Annotated in this window: 18 protein-coding genes; 13 read left to right on the forward strand and 5 right to left on the reverse strand. The window is 66.0% G+C overall.

The features are described from left to right. Positions 1-111: 111 nt before the first annotated feature. Positions 112-918, reverse strand: a complete 807-nt coding sequence (locus AAHM44_RS14205) for an SDR family NAD(P)-dependent oxidoreductase (RefSeq protein WP_269574470.1) — start codon at positions 916-918, stop codon at positions 112-114. 75 nt (positions 919-993) lie between these two features. Between AAHM44_RS14205 and AAHM44_RS14210 the strand changes: the two genes are divergently transcribed. Next, positions 994-1,476, forward strand: coding sequence for a winged helix-turn-helix transcriptional regulator (locus AAHM44_RS14210; RefSeq protein ID WP_342250395.1), 483 nt, complete (start codon positions 994-996; stop codon positions 1,474-1,476). A 15-nt stretch (positions 1,477-1,491) separates the two neighbouring features. On the opposite strand, the gene AAHM44_RS14215 is transcribed toward AAHM44_RS14210, so the two are convergent. After that, positions 1,492-1,731 (reverse strand): hypothetical protein, encoded by a 240-nt coding sequence (locus AAHM44_RS14215; RefSeq protein WP_184169507.1) that lies wholly within the window; start codon positions 1,729-1,731, stop codon positions 1,492-1,494. 76 nt (positions 1,732-1,807) lie between these two features. After that, complete coding sequence (locus tag AAHM44_RS14220) at positions 1,808-3,460, reverse strand: thiamine pyrophosphate-binding protein (RefSeq protein WP_342250396.1); 1,653 nt, start codon at positions 3,458-3,460, stop codon at positions 1,808-1,810. Positions 3,461-3,638: 178 nt separating this feature from the next. Between AAHM44_RS14220 and AAHM44_RS14225 the strand changes: the two genes are divergently transcribed. Beyond that, positions 3,639-4,256: an SMI1/KNR4 family protein gene (locus tag AAHM44_RS14225; protein WP_342250397.1), complete on the forward strand. Its 618-nt coding sequence runs from the start codon at positions 3,639-3,641 to the stop codon at positions 4,254-4,256. A gap of 29 nt (positions 4,257-4,285) precedes the next feature. Then, positions 4,286-5,047: a glutathione S-transferase family protein gene (locus tag AAHM44_RS14230; RefSeq protein WP_269574474.1), complete on the forward strand. Its 762-nt coding sequence runs from the start codon at positions 4,286-4,288 to the stop codon at positions 5,045-5,047. Here the strand turns inward: AAHM44_RS14230 and AAHM44_RS14235 are convergent. Further along, positions 5,044-5,523, reverse strand: a complete 480-nt coding sequence (locus AAHM44_RS14235) for a hypothetical protein (RefSeq protein WP_269574475.1) — start codon at positions 5,521-5,523, stop codon at positions 5,044-5,046. The genes AAHM44_RS14230 and AAHM44_RS14235 overlap by 4 nt on opposite strands. Before the next feature lie 145 nt (positions 5,524-5,668). Beyond that, entirely contained in the window at positions 5,669-6,187 is a 519-nt protein-coding gene (locus AAHM44_RS14240; RefSeq protein ID WP_269574476.1) for an outer membrane protein, read from the reverse strand. 214 nt (positions 6,188-6,401) lie between these two features. On the opposite strand from AAHM44_RS14240, the gene AAHM44_RS14245 reads away from it, so the two are divergent. From AAHM44_RS14245 to AAHM44_RS14290, 10 genes are all read left to right on the forward strand, one after another. Next, on the forward strand, positions 6,402-6,683 hold the full coding sequence (locus AAHM44_RS14245) for a hypothetical protein (protein ID WP_184169495.1): 282 nt from the start codon (positions 6,402-6,404) through the stop codon (positions 6,681-6,683). A gap of 101 nt (positions 6,684-6,784) precedes the next feature. Then, complete coding sequence (locus AAHM44_RS14250) at positions 6,785-7,501, forward strand: CoA transferase subunit A (RefSeq protein WP_269574477.1); 717 nt, start codon at positions 6,785-6,787, stop codon at positions 7,499-7,501. After that, positions 7,498-8,565: a 5'-nucleotidase, lipoprotein e(P4) family gene (locus AAHM44_RS14255; protein WP_269574478.1), complete on the forward strand. Its 1,068-nt coding sequence runs from the start codon at positions 7,498-7,500 to the stop codon at positions 8,563-8,565. Before AAHM44_RS14250 ends, AAHM44_RS14255 begins: the two co-directional genes overlap by 4 nt. Next, positions 8,565-9,215 carry a 3-oxoacid CoA-transferase subunit B gene (locus tag AAHM44_RS14260; RefSeq protein WP_184169491.1) on the forward strand — a complete coding sequence of 217 codons (651 nt, stop codon included), beginning with the start codon at positions 8,565-8,567 and terminating at the stop codon, positions 9,213-9,215. The genes AAHM44_RS14255 and AAHM44_RS14260 overlap by 1 nt, the downstream gene beginning before the upstream one ends. Positions 9,216-9,282: 67 nt before the next feature. After that, a complete protein-coding gene (locus AAHM44_RS14265; RefSeq protein ID WP_269574479.1) occupies positions 9,283-9,966 on the forward strand; it encodes a ferritin-like domain-containing protein in 684 nt (227 codons plus the stop codon). 66 nt (positions 9,967-10,032) lie between these two features. Beyond that, on the forward strand, positions 10,033-10,995 hold the full coding sequence (locus AAHM44_RS14270) for an NAD-dependent epimerase/dehydratase family protein (protein ID WP_342250398.1): 963 nt from the start codon (positions 10,033-10,035) through the stop codon (positions 10,993-10,995). Between the two features lie 60 nt (positions 10,996-11,055). Then, a complete protein-coding gene (locus AAHM44_RS14275) occupies positions 11,056-11,895 on the forward strand; it encodes a c-type cytochrome (RefSeq protein WP_342250399.1) in 840 nt (279 codons plus the stop codon). Between the two features lie 301 nt (positions 11,896-12,196). Beyond that, the gene (gene leuC / locus AAHM44_RS14280; protein WP_342250400.1) at positions 12,197-13,639 is read left to right on the forward strand and encodes a 3-isopropylmalate dehydratase large subunit; all 1,443 of its coding nucleotides are present in this window, start codon (positions 12,197-12,199) and stop codon (positions 13,637-13,639) included. Positions 13,640-13,784: 145 nt separating this feature from the next. Further along, entirely contained in the window at positions 13,785-14,414 is a 630-nt protein-coding gene (leuD, locus tag AAHM44_RS14285; protein WP_269574483.1) for a 3-isopropylmalate dehydratase small subunit, read from the forward strand. Then, positions 14,377-15,372: an NADPH:quinone oxidoreductase family protein gene (locus AAHM44_RS14290; RefSeq protein WP_342250401.1), complete on the forward strand. Its 996-nt coding sequence runs from the start codon at positions 14,377-14,379 to the stop codon at positions 15,370-15,372. Before leuD ends, AAHM44_RS14290 begins: the two co-directional genes overlap by 38 nt. The last annotated feature ends 46 nt before the right edge of the window (positions 15,373-15,418 follow it).

Raw genomic sequence — 15,418 nt, forward strand, 5'->3', positions numbered from 1 at the left:
CCCCCGCCCCCCCCCCCCCCCCGCCCCCCCCCCCCCCCCCCCCCCCCCCCCCCCCCCGCCCCCCCCCCCCCCCCCCCCCCCCCCCCCCGGGGGAACAGGTTGGTGGTGGGCTCAGGCCTCCACAACCTCGCGATAACGCGGCGCGACGTCGCGCTTCGAAAGGTGCGGGCCCATGGCGAGGCGAGCCTCGGTATAGGCGGTGTACAACCCCTCGTCGGCGAGCGGCGGGATCGTCACGGTCTCGCCCCGGTCGAAACCGAGCAGCGCCGCGTTGACCAGATCGTCCACGCCCATCACGAAATCGGCCGGGAAGCTGTCGACGTCCTTGCCCGACCGCTCCCAGATCTCGGTGCGGGTAGCGCCGGGCAGCACCGCCTGGACGCGCACGCCGAGCGGCTCGAGCTGGCCGGCGAGCGAGAGCGACAGGTTGAGCAGGAAGGCCTTGGAGCCCGAATAGGTGCCGTCATACATCTCCGGCACGAAGGCGAGCACCGATGCGATGTTGATGATCGCACCGCGCCCGCGTGCCTTGAACGCCTTGCCGGCGGCCGAAGCGAGCAGGGCGGGGGCGGTGATGTTGAGTGCGATCAGCCGCTCGATCGCCGGCCCCTCATTGTCGAGCAGCCCGCCGTTCAGCGACATGCCGGCATTGTTGACCAGCAGGGTGATCGCTTCGTCGGTGGCGAGGCGCTTAGCGACGCGGTCGAGATCGTCGCCATCGGTGAGGTCGGCGGGAAACACTTCGACGGTATGGCCGGTCTCGGCGGTGAGGCGCTCGGCCAGCGCCTGCATGCGTGCGGTATCGCGGGCAACGAGGATCAGGTCATGGCCGCGCTTCGCCAGCCGGTCTGCATATACGGCGCCGATGCCGGTGGAAGCGCCGGTGATCAGGGCGGTGCCAAGGGTGGAATCAGTCATGGGTCGTCTCCGAAGCGGCCCGGAGATCGAGTCGCTTGCAATTTAATAGTGAGTCACTATCATTATGCAATGGATATGAGCGAAGAAAAAAATCGGACCTGCTGCCCGGTCGCCCGTGGGCTGGAAAAGGTCGGGGATGCGTGGAGCATGCTGATCCTGCGCGATCTCTCGCTCGGCTTGCGCCGGTTCGAGGAGCTGCGGGTGAGCCTGAAGATCGCGCCGAACATCCTCACCGCGCGGCTGCGCGCGCTGGGCGAGGCGGGGCTGGTGGAGAAACGGCGCTATAGCGAGCGCCCGCCGCGGGACGAATATGTGCTGACCGAGGCCGGGCGCGATTTCCTGCCGGTATTGCACGTGATCGGCGAATGGGGCCGGCGCCACAATGGCGAAGGCGGCACCAGCCGGCTGGTCGATATGGAGACCGATGCGCTGGTCGAGCCGATGGTGATCGACCGGCTGACCGGCAAGCCGCTGGCCGATGCGAAGCTGCGCCTGGCGCAGCCGGACGATCCGCTGGTGTCCGGCGCGGCGCCGAAGCGCTCGTGGTTGCTGGACTGAGGCTGTGCTCCCGGATCAATCCGGGATGTAGAAGCTCCACAGGTCGCTCTGCAGCTTGTGGGCGGCGAAGCGGACCGGGCGGGTCTTCGGGCCGATCTCGCAGATCATGTGCGAGAGGATATCGACCGGCACCATCGGATCGGGCAGGCGGACGGTCTCCGCGTTGATCCAGCGCCATTCTTCCTTCCAGACCTGACGGTTCTGGATGGTCAGATTGTCGCCCTTGCGCCCGACGTGCAGGTGCCGCCAGCCCATATCATGCCTCTTCGATTGAATCCCTGTTTCAGCATTATAGCGGGCAGGGACCTTTCGAATCGGCACCTGGCCGCCTTTATTTGCTCCGCAGGCCCGAGACGGTGAGCCCCGGGGTGATGAACTCGATATCGGTCTTGAGGTGGAGCAGGCGCAGGCCGTCGCGCTCCAGCACCCGGGCCAGGGCAGGGGCGAACTGCTCGGTCGTCTCCACCGTCTCGGCCCAGCCGCCATAGGCGCGGGCGAGCGCGGCGAAATCCGGATTCTTCAGCGTCGTGCCCGAGAGGCGCGTGGGGTATTCGCGCTCCTGGTGCATGCGGATCGTGCCATAGGTCGAGTTGTCGATCAGCAGCACGATCAGGTTGGCGTCATGCTGGACGGCGGTGGCAAGCTCCTGGCCGTTCATCATGAAGTCGCCGTCGCCGGCGAGCGCGACCGCGGTGCGATCGGGGAAGCGGATCGCCGCGGCCACCGCCGCGGGCACGCCATAGCCCATCGCCCCGGCAGTGGGGGCGAGCTGGGAGGGGTGGGCAGCATAGGGCCAGTAGCGATGCCACCAGCTCGAGAAATTGCCCGCGCCGTTGCAGATGATCGTGTCCGCCGGCATCGCCGCGCGCATCGCCGCGACGCACTGGCCGAGATCGAGCGCCACGCCGTCGCGGGGCTTGGGGGTGGACCAGTCGAGCCACTCGGCATGTGCCTGCTCGGCGTCGAAGCTCGGAAGCTCGACGTCCTCATCGGCGGCCAGCGTCGCCGCGAACTCGAACGGTTTGGCGCAGATCGGCAGGTCGGCGAGATAGACGCGGTTGAGCTCGTTCGGGTCCGGATGGACGTGGATCAGCGTCTGGCCGGGATGATCGGGCGTGACCAAGGTATAGCCGTCGGTCGTCGCTTCGCCGAGGCGGGCGCCGACCACCAGCAGCAGGTCGGCATCCCTGATCCGCTGGACCAGCTTCGGGTTCGGGCCATAGCCGAGATTGCCCGCCCAGACCGGCGAGGTGTTGGGGATCGCGTCCTGGCGGCGGAAGGCACCGGCGACGGGCAGGGCGATGCGCTCGGCGAACTTGAGAAAGGCCTCGCCGGTCTCGGCATCCCAGCCGGCGCCGCCGACGATCGCGACCGGGCGCTTGGCCTGTTCCAGCAGCGCATACATCTGGTCGAGGTCATAGCCGTCGGGCGCCTGGAGCGGCGGCGCGAGCTCGGGCCGGTCGACAGCCTCGACTTCGTCGCACAGCATGTCCTCGGGCAGGGCGATCACCACCGGGCCCGGTCGGCCGGACATGGCCACGGCATAGGCGCGGGCGACATATTCGGGGATGCGGCGGGCGTCCTCGATCTTGGTCGCCCATTTTGCGAGCGGCGCGAACATCGCGGGGAAATCGACTTCCTGGAAGCCTTCGCGGTCGCGCATGCCGCGGTCGACATCGCCGATGAACAGGATCATCGGCTGCGAATCCTGCATCGCGACATGCACGCCGATCGAGGCATTGGTCGCGCCCGGGCCGCGGGTGACGAAGGCCACGCCCGGCTTGCCGGTCATCGCGCCATCGGCGCAGGCCATGAAGCCGACTCCGCCTTCCTGGCGGCAGGTCACCACGTCGATCCGCGGCGTGTCGTGCAGCGCGTCGAGCACGGCGAGGAAGCTCTCGCCCGGCACGTGGAAGATGCGGTCGCAGCCCTGCGCAACCAGATTGTCGACGAGGATCCGGCCCCCGGTACGTTTCGCGGTCATGCGCCTTGTCTAGCGAGGCCGCGCGGCCAGACCAACCCGTGCGATCGTTACCGGCATATAGGCGCAGGCAATGGCGCGCCCGGCCGCGAACTATGTCCGATCCGGAGTCTTCTGCCCCGCCCGATGCTGTTCGGCGTCCCCGTCCCACGATAGAAAACGGTACGAAAGGGGAACAGATATGGCTGGCGATTTCAAGTCCGCGTTCGATGCGTGGCTCGTCTTTCTGAACGATCTCGGCTTCGTCGCCGAAGCGCAGCTCAACCCTCCGGCGACCAGGGCGGCGATCATGGCGGTGGAAGCGGAAATCGGCTTCCGCCTCCCCGACGACCTGCGGGAACTCTACCTGCGGGCGGACGGGCAGAAGCGCTTCCATGCGCCCATCGATCCCACGCCCGGTACGATCGTGACGCCCCTGTTCGGCGGATATGAATTCGCTTCGCTCTCCCGCGCGCTCGATGATTATCGGACCTGGGTGGACGTCATCGACGAATGGGGCGACGAGAGTGACCCGAACGAATGGATCACGTTGCGCGCGGGCGATCCGCCGGTCGCGCGCGAATATTTCCGGCGCGGCTGGTTTCCGTTCGCAATCGATGGCGGGGGAAATGCCTATGCGGTCGATCTCGCGCCGGTTCCGGGCGGTAGCCATGGGCAGATCATCGTGATCGGCAGCGACGAGGACGAGCGCCAGGTGCTGGCGCCGGGGCTCACGGCATTCCTTGTCGCGGCGGCCCAGTGCGAGCCGGTCTGGGAGGAGGGCGATGGTCCGCTGCGCTTTTTCGAGATAGAGCTCTGATCCAGGAACGGCGATAGTGCGGAGGCCCCATGCTCATCATCGGCAACCATGTCTCGCCCTATGCCCGCAAGGTGTTCGTCGCGCTTGATCACAAGGGCGTCGACTATGAGATCGATCCGATCGTGCCGTTCTTCGGAACCGAGGAATTCACCCGGGTAAGTCCCTTGCGCCGGATTCCGGTGCTGATCGACGGCGATCTGCTGCTCAACGATTCGACGGTGATCGCCGAATATGTCGATGAGCGCTGGCCCGAGCCGCCGCTGATGCCGCGCGCCGCCGCCGACCGGGCAAAGGCGCGTTGGATGGAGGAGTTTGCCGACAGCCGGCTGGGCGACCTGATCATCTGGCGGCTCTTCTACCAGAAGACGATCGTCCCCTATGTGTGGAAGCGTGAGATCGACCATGCGCTGGTCGAGAAGACGGTGACGCAGGACCTGCCCGAGGCGCTCGATTGGATCGAGGCGCGGGCGCCGGGCGAGGGCTTCCTGTTCGATCATGTCTGCACCGCTGATTTCACCTATGCCTGCTTCTTCCGCAACGCTTCGCTCGCCGGGTTCGAGGTAGATGCGGAACGCTGGCCGCGAACCGCGAACTGGCTGGAGCGGGTCCGCGCGGTGCCGGCGTTCGCGGGGACGATGCCGCTTGAGGCGGCTATCTTCGGGGTGCGCTCGGCGGACCGGGCGGAGGCGCTGCGGGCGGCGGGCGCGAAAGTGGCCGAGCACAGCTATGGCGACCGGACGGCGCAGCGCTCGATCATGCTGGAAGATGGGCCAGCGGTCGGAGGAAGCTAGACTATCACGCTCTGGATCGGGGCCGGATAATGTCTGACGAACTCCCATCCCTTGCCGCTCTTTTGCAGAACGATCGCATCGCGCGAGTTTTTATCGGCCACTTCGACGAATGCGAAGCTCCCGGAAAAAGCTGGCGTGGAAAGCGTGGCCCTGGTCCTGCAATCCAGTTTCAGCGCATTGTCGATGAGGCTTTCCAGATCGAGCGCGAGGCTCACGTCCCTGGATTGGGCAAGTTCGTCCGCGCGAAGGATCGCGGCGTCCCTCACCTTGTCACGCCAGGGGATGTGATAGCCTGAGGGCCGCCTGGTCTTGAGCGCCAGGCAGGTCGTTACGGGCTGTGCCTTCGCCACCTTCTCGAGGACCGCCCGCTCATCCGCGGTTGCCGGCGGCAGCAAAAGCCAGGCGACGCCGAGGGCGCCCGCCAAAGCCAGTGCCAGGAGGGTGAACCGGAAAAGGGTGGGCCGGCGCAACTGCACGGCCGGAGCGTGCCCGAAGTATGTGGGACGGGCAATGCCGACATGCGGCCGTTATGGGGCTTGTCCCTGCCGCATCTCCCGAACGGAAAAGGGCCACGCGGTTGCCCGCGCGGCCCTCCTTGCTGTCCGGATTTGATCGGTTCGCTTAGAAGCGAACGCCGAGGCCGGCGACGACCTGGTCGCGGTTCAGGTCGATCTTCTCGTAGCGCGAGTAGCGATACTCGACCTTGCCGAAGAAGCGGCCGAAGTTCTTCTCGACGCCGGCGCCCAGACGGTAGCCGTCGTTGTTGATGCCGTCGTTGCCGACGCTGATGCGGGCATTGGTGTAGCCGGCCTTGCCGTAGATCAGCGTCGAACCGCCGACGACGAAGCCTGCGCGACCGCCGACATAGAGGTCACGGCCGGCTTCCACGCCACCTTCCTTGGTGGTCGCGCCGGTGATCTCGGCGTCGGCACCGATCACGATGTTGTTGAACTGCTTGTCGTAGCCGATGGCGCCGCCATAGACGAAGCCCGAACGGCCATCACCCTCGGAGCCGACGTGATCCCAGCCGCCTTCGGCTTCGATGCGCGGGCCGTTAAACGGCGCGGCGCTGTCCTGCGCGAAAGCGGGAGTTGCGGTGGCTGCCACGAGGGCGAACGCGGACACTGCGAGAATTCGCATTATATTTCCTAACTTTGGACTTATTTACTCAGGTTCGGATGGCCATCCGGGGCTCTACGTAGGCCTCCGATTCCGCAGTGCAATATGGCAATTTAATTACAATTTCGGCGTGTTGCCTTTGTGCCACACCGCCATTTTCGATCATGTTCTGTTCAGGTTGGCCGAGAAGCCTCGCCGCCCTTGCGGCGCATGACGGGCTTGCTAGCATGCCCGCATGGGGGAACAGCTGACAGCCTTTGCCGGGGTGGCCATCGTCTTTGGCCTCACCTTCCTGCTGATGCGGGCGATGTGGCGCCAGATGCGCCGGGTCAACGCGCACACCGCAGCCGAAAGCCGGCGCAGAGCGGAAGAGGAAGAAGAGCGCCGCGGCCGTGCTCCGACCGAGCGCTGGGACGAAGGGCAGGGCCGGTACGTCCCGACGGAAGGCGATCCCAATGAGGAGTTGATCCGCCAGGGCTCGCGCGCCCGGTCCAACCCCTGGCCCTACGATCCCTGAGCGCCGCCGCTGCACCACGAAGTTGAAAGTCGGTTCAGGTTTGCTTGACCGGCAGGCTGCGCCCGGATTATCGCCCCGGCGAAGTCAGGAGAGAATCGCCGATGAAGAAGCTCTATCCCAACGCAGAAGCAGCGCTGGAAGGGCTGCTGTTCGATGGCATGACGATCTGCGCGGGCGGGTTCGGCCTGTGCGGCATCCCCGAGCGGCTGATCGACGCGATCCGCGATGCGGGCACCAAGGACCTGACGATCGCTTCCAACAATGCCGGCATCGATGGCGAGGGGCTCGGCAAACTGCTGCGCACCCGCCAGGTGAAGAAGATGATCTCGTCCTATGTCGGCGAGAACAAGGAGTTCGAGCGCCAGTATCTCTCGGGCGAACTCGAAGTGGAATTCTGCCCCCAGGGCACGCTGGCCGAGCGCTGCCGCGCGGGCGGGGCGGGCATCCCCGGCTTCTACACCAAGACCGGCGTCGGCACGCTGGTGGCCGAGGGCAAGGAAGTGAAGGTGTTCGACGGCGAGGAATATATCCTCGAGCGCGGCATCCGCAGCGACCTGTCGATCATCAAGGGCTGGAAGGCCGACGAGAGCGGCAACCTGATCTTCCGCAAGACCGCGCGCAACTTCAACCAGCCGATGGCGACCGCGGGCAGGATCTGCGTCGCCGAGGTGGAGGAAGTGGTGCCGGTGGGCAGCCTGGATCATGACGCGATCCATCTGCCCGGCATCTATGTGAAGCGGCTGATCGTGGGCGCGCCCTACGACAAGAAGATCGAGTTCCGCACCACCCGGCCGCGCCCCGAGGCGCAGCAGGCGTGACCAGCCGCCTGGCGATAGCCGGCCTGGCGCTTGCCGCGACCGGCCTTTCGGGTTGTGTCGCGGCAGTGGCCGCGGTGCCGCTCATGGCCGGTGCGCAGGTGGTCAAGACCACGCAGGACGGCAAGGCGCGCAAGAAGAGCAAGCGCGAGAAGCAGGCCGTGCCGCGTGCCGGGGATGTCTATGTCACCGAGGACGGCAAGAAGGCGCAGGTCACCGGCCTGACGGCGTTGCCGCCGCCCAGCGGCGCGCCCACCGCGGCAGCCGTCGCGCCGGGCAAGGTCCCGCCGGAAATGCAGTTCCTCTATGGCTCGGGCGAGGCGTCGGCGCTCAGCCTCCAGGCCTATGCCGCGCTGTGGCGCTATCTGCATGACGAGTTGCGCTTCCGCCGCGACAAGAGCCAGATCAGCTCGGTGGTGATGACGCGCGATTCCACCCTGACCTCGCCCAAGTTCGATACCTGCGGCAAGCGCCCGCTTGCCGTGGTGTTCGATGTCGATGAGACCGTGCTGCTCAACCTTGGCTTCGAAAGCGATGCGGCAAGGCGTGGGCCCGGCTATGACCAGGGCCGCTGGACGCGCTGGGAAGAGACCGGCGCCGACAAGGTGGAGGCCGTGCCCGGCGCCGCCGAGACGATCGCGGCGATCCGTGGCGACGGCATCACCGTGATCTACAACACCAATCGCTCGGCCAGCACCGCGGCCTTCACGATCGATGCGCTGAACAAGGCCGGGCTGGGCCCGGTGACCCTGGGCGACACGCTGATCCTGCGCGACGACAGCGCGCCGAGCGGCAAGGACGAGCGTCGTTGGAAGATCGCCGAGCGCTATTGCATCGTCGCGATGGGCGGCGACCAGCTCGGTGATTTCAGCGACCTGTTCAACGCCAGGGACCTGTCGACGCCGGCGCGACGCAACACCACCGGCAATACTCTGATCGCCCCGCTCTGGGGGCGCGGCTGGTTCATCCTGCCCAACCCGGTCTACGGCTCCGGCCTCAAGGGCGGGATGGACGAGGTGTTTCCCAAGGACAAGCAATGGGCCGATCCGGCCGAGGAGAAGAAATAATGGCCTGGACCCGTGACGAGATGGCGGCGCGCGCCGCGAAGGAGCTGCAGGACGGCTTCTACGTCAATCTGGGCATCGGCATCCCCACGCTGGTGGCGAACCATATCCCGGAAGGGGTCGAGGTGACGCTCCAGTCGGAGAACGGCATGCTCGGCATCGGCCCGTTTCCCTTTGACGACGAAGTCGATCCCGATCTGATCAACGCCGGCAAGCAGACGATCAGCGAGCTGCCCCAGTCGGTCTATTTCGGCTCGGAGCAGAGCTTCGCGATGATCCGCGGCGGCCATATCGATCTCACCGTGCTCGGCGCGATGGAGATCAGCGAGACCGGTGACATTGCCAACTGGATGATCCCGGGCAAGATGATCAAGGGCATGGGCGGCGCGATGGATCTGGTCGCCGGCGTCAAGAAGATCATCGTCGTGATGGAGCACAACTCCAAGGATGGCGCGCCCAAGTTCGTGCCGAGCTGCGACCTGCCGCTTACCGGCAAGAATGTGGTCGACATGATCATCACCGATCTCGCGGTGTTCCAGCGCCCCGATCACGGCTCCCCCTTCCGTCTGATCGAGCTGGCACCGGGCGTGAGCGAAGAAGACGTCGCGGCGAAGACCACCGCGAAGTACGAAGTGGCGCTGGCGACGGCATAAGTTGCTGCAGCGCCGCATGGACGCGAATTAATTGGCCGGGGGCTGCGCAAGGGCGTAGCCTCCGCCCATGATCGACTGGTTCCGCCGCCGCTACCTCGACCTGCTCGGTTCGATCTACATCTATAACGAGCATCGGGGCTATACGAGCATCGACCGGGTGCTCGAGGCCGTGAAGGCGCGTGCGCCCGACGACCACGCCCTGATCGCCGCGATCGAGAAGCACCGCGCCGACGAGCGCAAGCATTATGTCATGTTCAAGCGCTGGTTCGAGCTGCGGGGCAAGATGCCGCTCCAGGTCGATCGGACCTGCGGCCATATCGACCGCTTCGTCGAGATCATGTTCCGCCGGACGATCGACGAGCTCGATACCAGGCGGATCATCGCCGAGGATGACCAGTTCGAGAAGCTCTGCCGGGTGATCTCGCTCACCGAGCAGCGCGGGCACAAGCAGGTGGAGATCCTGCTCAGGCATCCGCTGGTGACCGGCGACAAGGTGCTGATGAAGATCTTCCGGATCATCGAGAAGGATGAGCCGAGCCACTGGGCCCCCTATGAAGGCTGGCTCAAGGCGAACGGCAAGCGCGAGTCCCGTTGGTGGGAGCGGGGGATCGACACCTTCATTCATTCCGAGCTGCTGTTTCTCAAGCTGCCGGTGCTGTTCCTGAACTTCCGGGTGAAGCGGCGGACGGAATGGCAGGACGCGCGGGAGCCGGCCGAGGCCAAGGCTTCGCCGGTGCCGGTGCTCTCCTGACCTAAAGCCCCTCTCCCGAAGGGGAGGGGCTTTCGACACTGCGATGCCTCGGGCATATCCACCTCGATGCATATCCTGCTGACAGGCTCGTCCGGCTGGCTCGGCCGTTTCCTTGCGCCTTTGCTGCGTGCGAATGGCCACCAGGTGACCGGGCTTGATGTCGCCCCGGGCGTGGATACCGATGTGGCCGGATCGGTCGCTGATCGGGCACTTGTCGATCGTACCTTCGCCGAGCGGGGGATCGAGGCAGTGATCCATGGCGGCGCGCTGCACAAGCCCGACATCGCCCGCTATCCCGCCCAGGCGTTCATCGACGTCAATGTCGCCGGCACGCTCAATCTGCTCGAGGCGGCCGCGAAGGCCGGGCATGACCGGTTCGTGTTCACATCCACCACCTCGCTGATGATCAGCCAGGCGATCCGCGACGAGGCCGGCGACGCGGCGGTGTGGCTCGATGAGGCTTCGGGCCCGCTCGAGCCGCGCAACATCTACGGCGTCACCAAGCTTGCCGCCGAGCAGCTCTGCCGGCTCGCCTGGCTGAACGACGGGCTCAACTGCATCGTGCTGCGCACCAGCCGTTTCTTCCCGGAAGATGATGATACCCACCATGCGCTGTCCGGCGAGAATATGAAGGCGAATGAACTGCTTAATCGCCGTCTCACGGTAGAGGACGCGGCGCGGGCGCATCTGGTTGCGCTGGAGAAGGCGCCGGAAATCGGCTTCGATACTTGCATCGTTTCTGCGCCGACACCCTTCTCGCGCGCGGATTGCTCGGAACTCAAGCACGATGCCGCTACGGTAATTGCCCGTCATTTCCCCGATGCACCGGAGTTATATCGTGCAAAGGGATGGGAACTTCCCAGCAGCATCGGCCGCATCTATGACGCAGCCCGCGCCGAGCAAAGACTCGGCTTTCGGTGTGAGACCGGGTTCGCAGAAGTTCTGGATACGCTGCGCGGCGGGAGGCCACTGCCTTTCGCGCATGATCCGTCTTACGTCTCCCCTAAGGAAGGTCCGGCCGCGGCATAATCCGCTGGGGCCGGCTGTGTATTAGTGGCTTGATACACTTTTGAGCCTTGGGAATTATACATGCGCTGGATATTTCGTGGACTGGCCGTTCTGGCCGGCCTTGCCGTGCTGTTTGCCATCATCGTCTTTGCGGGTTCCGAATGGGTGCTCCGCCGCAGCCATGCCGTGCCGGAAGTCGCGATCGCCGTGCCGAAGGATGCCGCGTCGGTGGCCGAGGGCGGCCGCCTCGCCAAGATCGTCATGTGCCGCGATTGTCATGCGGCAGAGGGGCAGGGGCAGCAGATTTTCTCCGATCCGATGTTCGGCACGGTGGCACCGCCGCCGATCGCCAAGATGGCGGCGCAGCTCAGCGATGCCGAGCTTGCCCGGCTGATCCGCCACGGCGTGAAGAAGGACGGCAGCTCGACCTTCATCATGCCCAGCCACTCGCTGGGGCATATCTCCGACGACGATCTCGGCAGGATCATCGCCTGGATCCGCACGCTCAAGCCTGGCCCGCAGGACAGCAAGGCGCAGAACCGGTTCGGGCCGATCGGCCGTTTCCTGCTGCTCACCGGTGCGCTGCCGGCGATGGCGACGCCGGCCAATGTCTCGGCGGCGAAGCGCCCCGCCGATGTCGGCCGCTATTATTCGAGCGTCGCCTGCCAGGCCTGCCACAAGCTGCACGAGGACGGCACGATGGAAGACGGCAAGACCAAGGTGCCGGCGCTGGCGCCGATGGTGGCTTCCTACGATCCCGCCGCGTTCAACAAGCTGATGCGCACGGGGCAGGGGATGAGCAAGCGTGACCTGGGGCTGATGGGAGTCGTCGCCCGTGCCGGTTTCTCGGCCTTCACCGACCAGGAGATCGTCGCGCTGCAGGCCTATCTCAAGGCGGAGGCCGCGAAGGGCGGGCGCTAGGGCGCGCCATCAGGGCCCGGGGTTTCTCTACCGTCTCGCTCGTGCCCCTGGAGCGTATCAGCATTCAGGATTGAAGGTTGCCATCGCTCTCCCCCTACCGTCACCCCGGCCTTGTGCCGGGGTGACGAGATATGCCGAAACGGAGTGCCGCAGAACCTGGCCGCAGTGGCGGTCGCGGTCGGCAATTCCTATCTCCGGTTCAATGGCACCGCGCGGTTGCCGGACCGGAGAATAGTTCAACTATGCGATGGAAAATTGCACGAACGCTTGCCTGTGCGCAAGAATCGACTAAAGCGCCCGCATGACCGTTCAACCTCGCACTCTGTACGAAAAGATCTGGGCCGACCATGTGGTCGAGCGCCGGGATGATGGAACCTGTCTGATCTATATCGACCGCCACCTCGTCCATGAGGTGACCAGCCCCCAGGCCTTTGCCGGCCTGCGCGCGGCGGGGCGGCCGGTGCGCCGTCCGGACCTTACGCTTGCGGTTCCCGACCATAATTTGCCGACCACTGCGCGCGTCGATGCCGCCGGGCATGAGCTGCCGATCGCCGATGCGGCCAGCGCCGGCCAGCTCTCCGCCCTGCGCGCGAACGTCGCCGAGTTCGGCGTACCCTATATCGACGCGCTCGATGCGCGGCAGGGCATCGTCCATGTCGTCGGTCCCGAGCAGGGCTTCACGCTGCCGGGCACGACGCTGGTTTGTGGTGACAGTCATACGTCGGCGCATGGCGCTCTGGGCGCGCTTGCCTTCGGGATCGGCACCAGCGAAGTCGAGCATGTCCTTGCGACCCAGACGCTGCTGCTGAAGCAGAGCAAGACGCTGGAGATCCGCGTCGACGGCACGCTCGGCTTCGGGGTGAGCCCCAAGGACGTCGTGCTGGCGATCATCGGCAAGATCGGCGCCGCCGGCGGCACCGGCTATGTCATCGAGTTCACCGGCGAGGTTATCCGCGCCATGTCGATCGAGGGGCGGCTGACCGTCTCGAACATGTCGATCGAGGGCGGCGCCCGCTCGGGCCTGATCGCACCGGACCAGACGACCTTCGACTATATCAAGGGCCGGCCGCTGGCACCGACGGGCGAGGCCTGGGACAGAGCCGTCGCCTATTGGAAGACGCTGCCGACCGATGCCGGCGCGCGTTACGACAAGAGCGTGATCCTGCAGGCCAGCGACATCGCGCCCTCGCTCACCTGGGGTACCAGCCCCGAGGACGTGGTGCCGATCACCGGCGCCGTGCCCGATCCGGAGAGCTTCGAGGATCCGGCCAAGCGCATCGCCGCGCAGAAGTCGCTCGACTATATGGGGCTCACCCCCGGCATGCGGATGGAAGACGTATCGATCGAGCATGTCTTCATCGGCTCGTGCACCAACAGCCGAATCGAGGATCTGCGCGCCGCCGCCGCGGTGGTGAAGGGCCATCACGTCGCCGATCGCATCCGCCAGGCGCTGATCGTGCCGGGTTCCGGGCTGGTCAAGCGCCAGGCCGAGGCCGAGGGGCTGGACCGCGTCTTCCGCGAGGCAGGTTTCGAGTGGCGCGAGCCGGGTTGCTCGATGTGTCTCGCCATGAACCCCGACAAGGTCCCCGCCGGCGAACGTTGTGCTTCCACCTCGAATCGAAATTTCGTAGGAAGACAAGGTCCTGGGGCGCGGACGCACCTGCTTTCACCCGCAATGGCGGCGGCGGCAGCGATACGGGGGCGCCTCACCGATGTCAGGGAGCTGATGTCGGAGGATGCGTAAGGGGATGAAGTATGAAGCGTGCGCTTGTCGCATTGATCGCAGCAACGGTGCTGAGCGGGCTGGCAGCAGCCTATGCAACGACCGGCAGGGTCATGGAAGCGAAGGCGGAGACCGCAGCCGCCCGCTGAACCGGGAGGCAGAATAAGTGGAAGCCGTTCGCAAGGTCGAGGGGCGCGCCTATCCGTGGGGCGCCAAGAATATCGACACCGACATCATCATTCCCGCGCACTGGCTGAAGACCACCACGCGCGAAGGGCTGGGCAAGGGCGCGTTCGAAAGCGTGCGCGCGCAGCCGGGCAATGTGTTCGACGACGAGCGCTATGCCGGCGCCCCTGTGCTCGTCGCCGGCGACAATTTCGGCTGCGGCTCCAGCCGCGAGCATGCGGCCTGGGCGCTCGCCGATCTCGGCATCAAGGCGGTGATCGCGCCGAGCTTCTCGGACATCTTCTCGGGCAATGCCTTCAAGAACGGCATCGTGCCGGTGGTGCTGCCGCAGGAAGCCGTCGACCGGCTGGTCGAAGTGGCGAAGACCGACGAGATTACCGTCGACCTCGAGACGATGACCGTCACCACGCCGTTCCAGGATCGCTTCGCCTTCGAGCTGGACGCGTTCCGCCGCCAGTGCCTGATGGAAGGGCTGGACGAGATCGGCATGACGCTGGCAAAGGATACCGCGATTTCGAAATTCGAATCCGCGGTGGCCGCAGAGCGCCCGTGGATCGCTGTAGGAGGCGGACATGAAGGCATTGCTCTCGAAGGAGCCGGGCGGACCTGACACTCTAATCCTCGAGGAAGTCGCCGATCCGGTCGCCGGCAAGGGGCAGGTGGTGGTCGCGGTGAAGGCCTGCGCGATCAACTATCCCGACTTCCTGATCATCGAGGACAAGTACCAGTTCAAGCCGCCCAGGCCCTTCGCGCCGGGCGGCGAGATCGCCGGCGTGATCGAAAGCGTCGGCGAGGGCGTGACCGATTGGGCGGTTGGCGACCGGGTAATCGCCGTGACGGGCCATGGTGGCCTGGTCGAAAGGATAGCGATCGAATCCTTCCGCCTGTTCAGGCTGCCCGAGGGCCGCAGCTTCGAGGAAGGCGCGGCGCTGCTGCTCACCTATGCGACGACGATCCACGCGCTGCTCGATCGCGGCCATCTGCGCGAGGGGCATAACCTGCTCGTGCTCGGTGCGGCCGGCGGCGTCGGCCTGGCGGCGGTCGAGCTCGGCAAGGCGTTCGGCGCGCGGGTGATCGCGGCGGTTTCCTCCGAGGAGAAGGCGGCGGCGGCCAAGGCGGCGGGCGCCGACGAGACGCTGGTCTACGGCCGTGCGCCGTTCGACAGGGACCAGTCCAAGGTGCTGGCCGAGCAGTTCAAGGCGGCGCTGGGGCCGCAGGGTGCGGACGTGGTCTACGATCCCGTGGGCGGCGATTATGCCGAGCCGGCACTGCGTGCGATCGGCTGGGAAGGGCGCTACCTGGTGGTCGGCTTCCCTGCGGGCATTCCCAAGCTGCCGCTCAACCTGACCCTGCTCAAGAGCTGCGACGTGTGCGGCGTTTTCTGGGGCGCCTTCGCGGCGCGCGATCCCAAGGCGAACCAGGCCCATGTCGAGCATCTCTTCCGCCTCTGGGCCGAGGGCAAGATCGCGCCGAAGGTCACCGAGACGTTCCCGCTCGCCGATGGCGGCAAGGCGATTGCCAAGATGGCCGCGCGCCAGGTGATCGGGAAGGTCGTGGTGCGGGTCTGAGCTTTCCCTTCCCCTGCTTCACGTCAGGGCGATGTGGTGGGTTCGG

Origin of the sequence: Sphingomonas sp. OTU376, assembly GCF_038440415.1 — a bacterium.
GTDB classification, from domain to species: domain Bacteria; phylum Pseudomonadota; class Alphaproteobacteria; order Sphingomonadales; family Sphingomonadaceae; genus Sphingomonas; species Sphingomonas kyeonggiensis_A.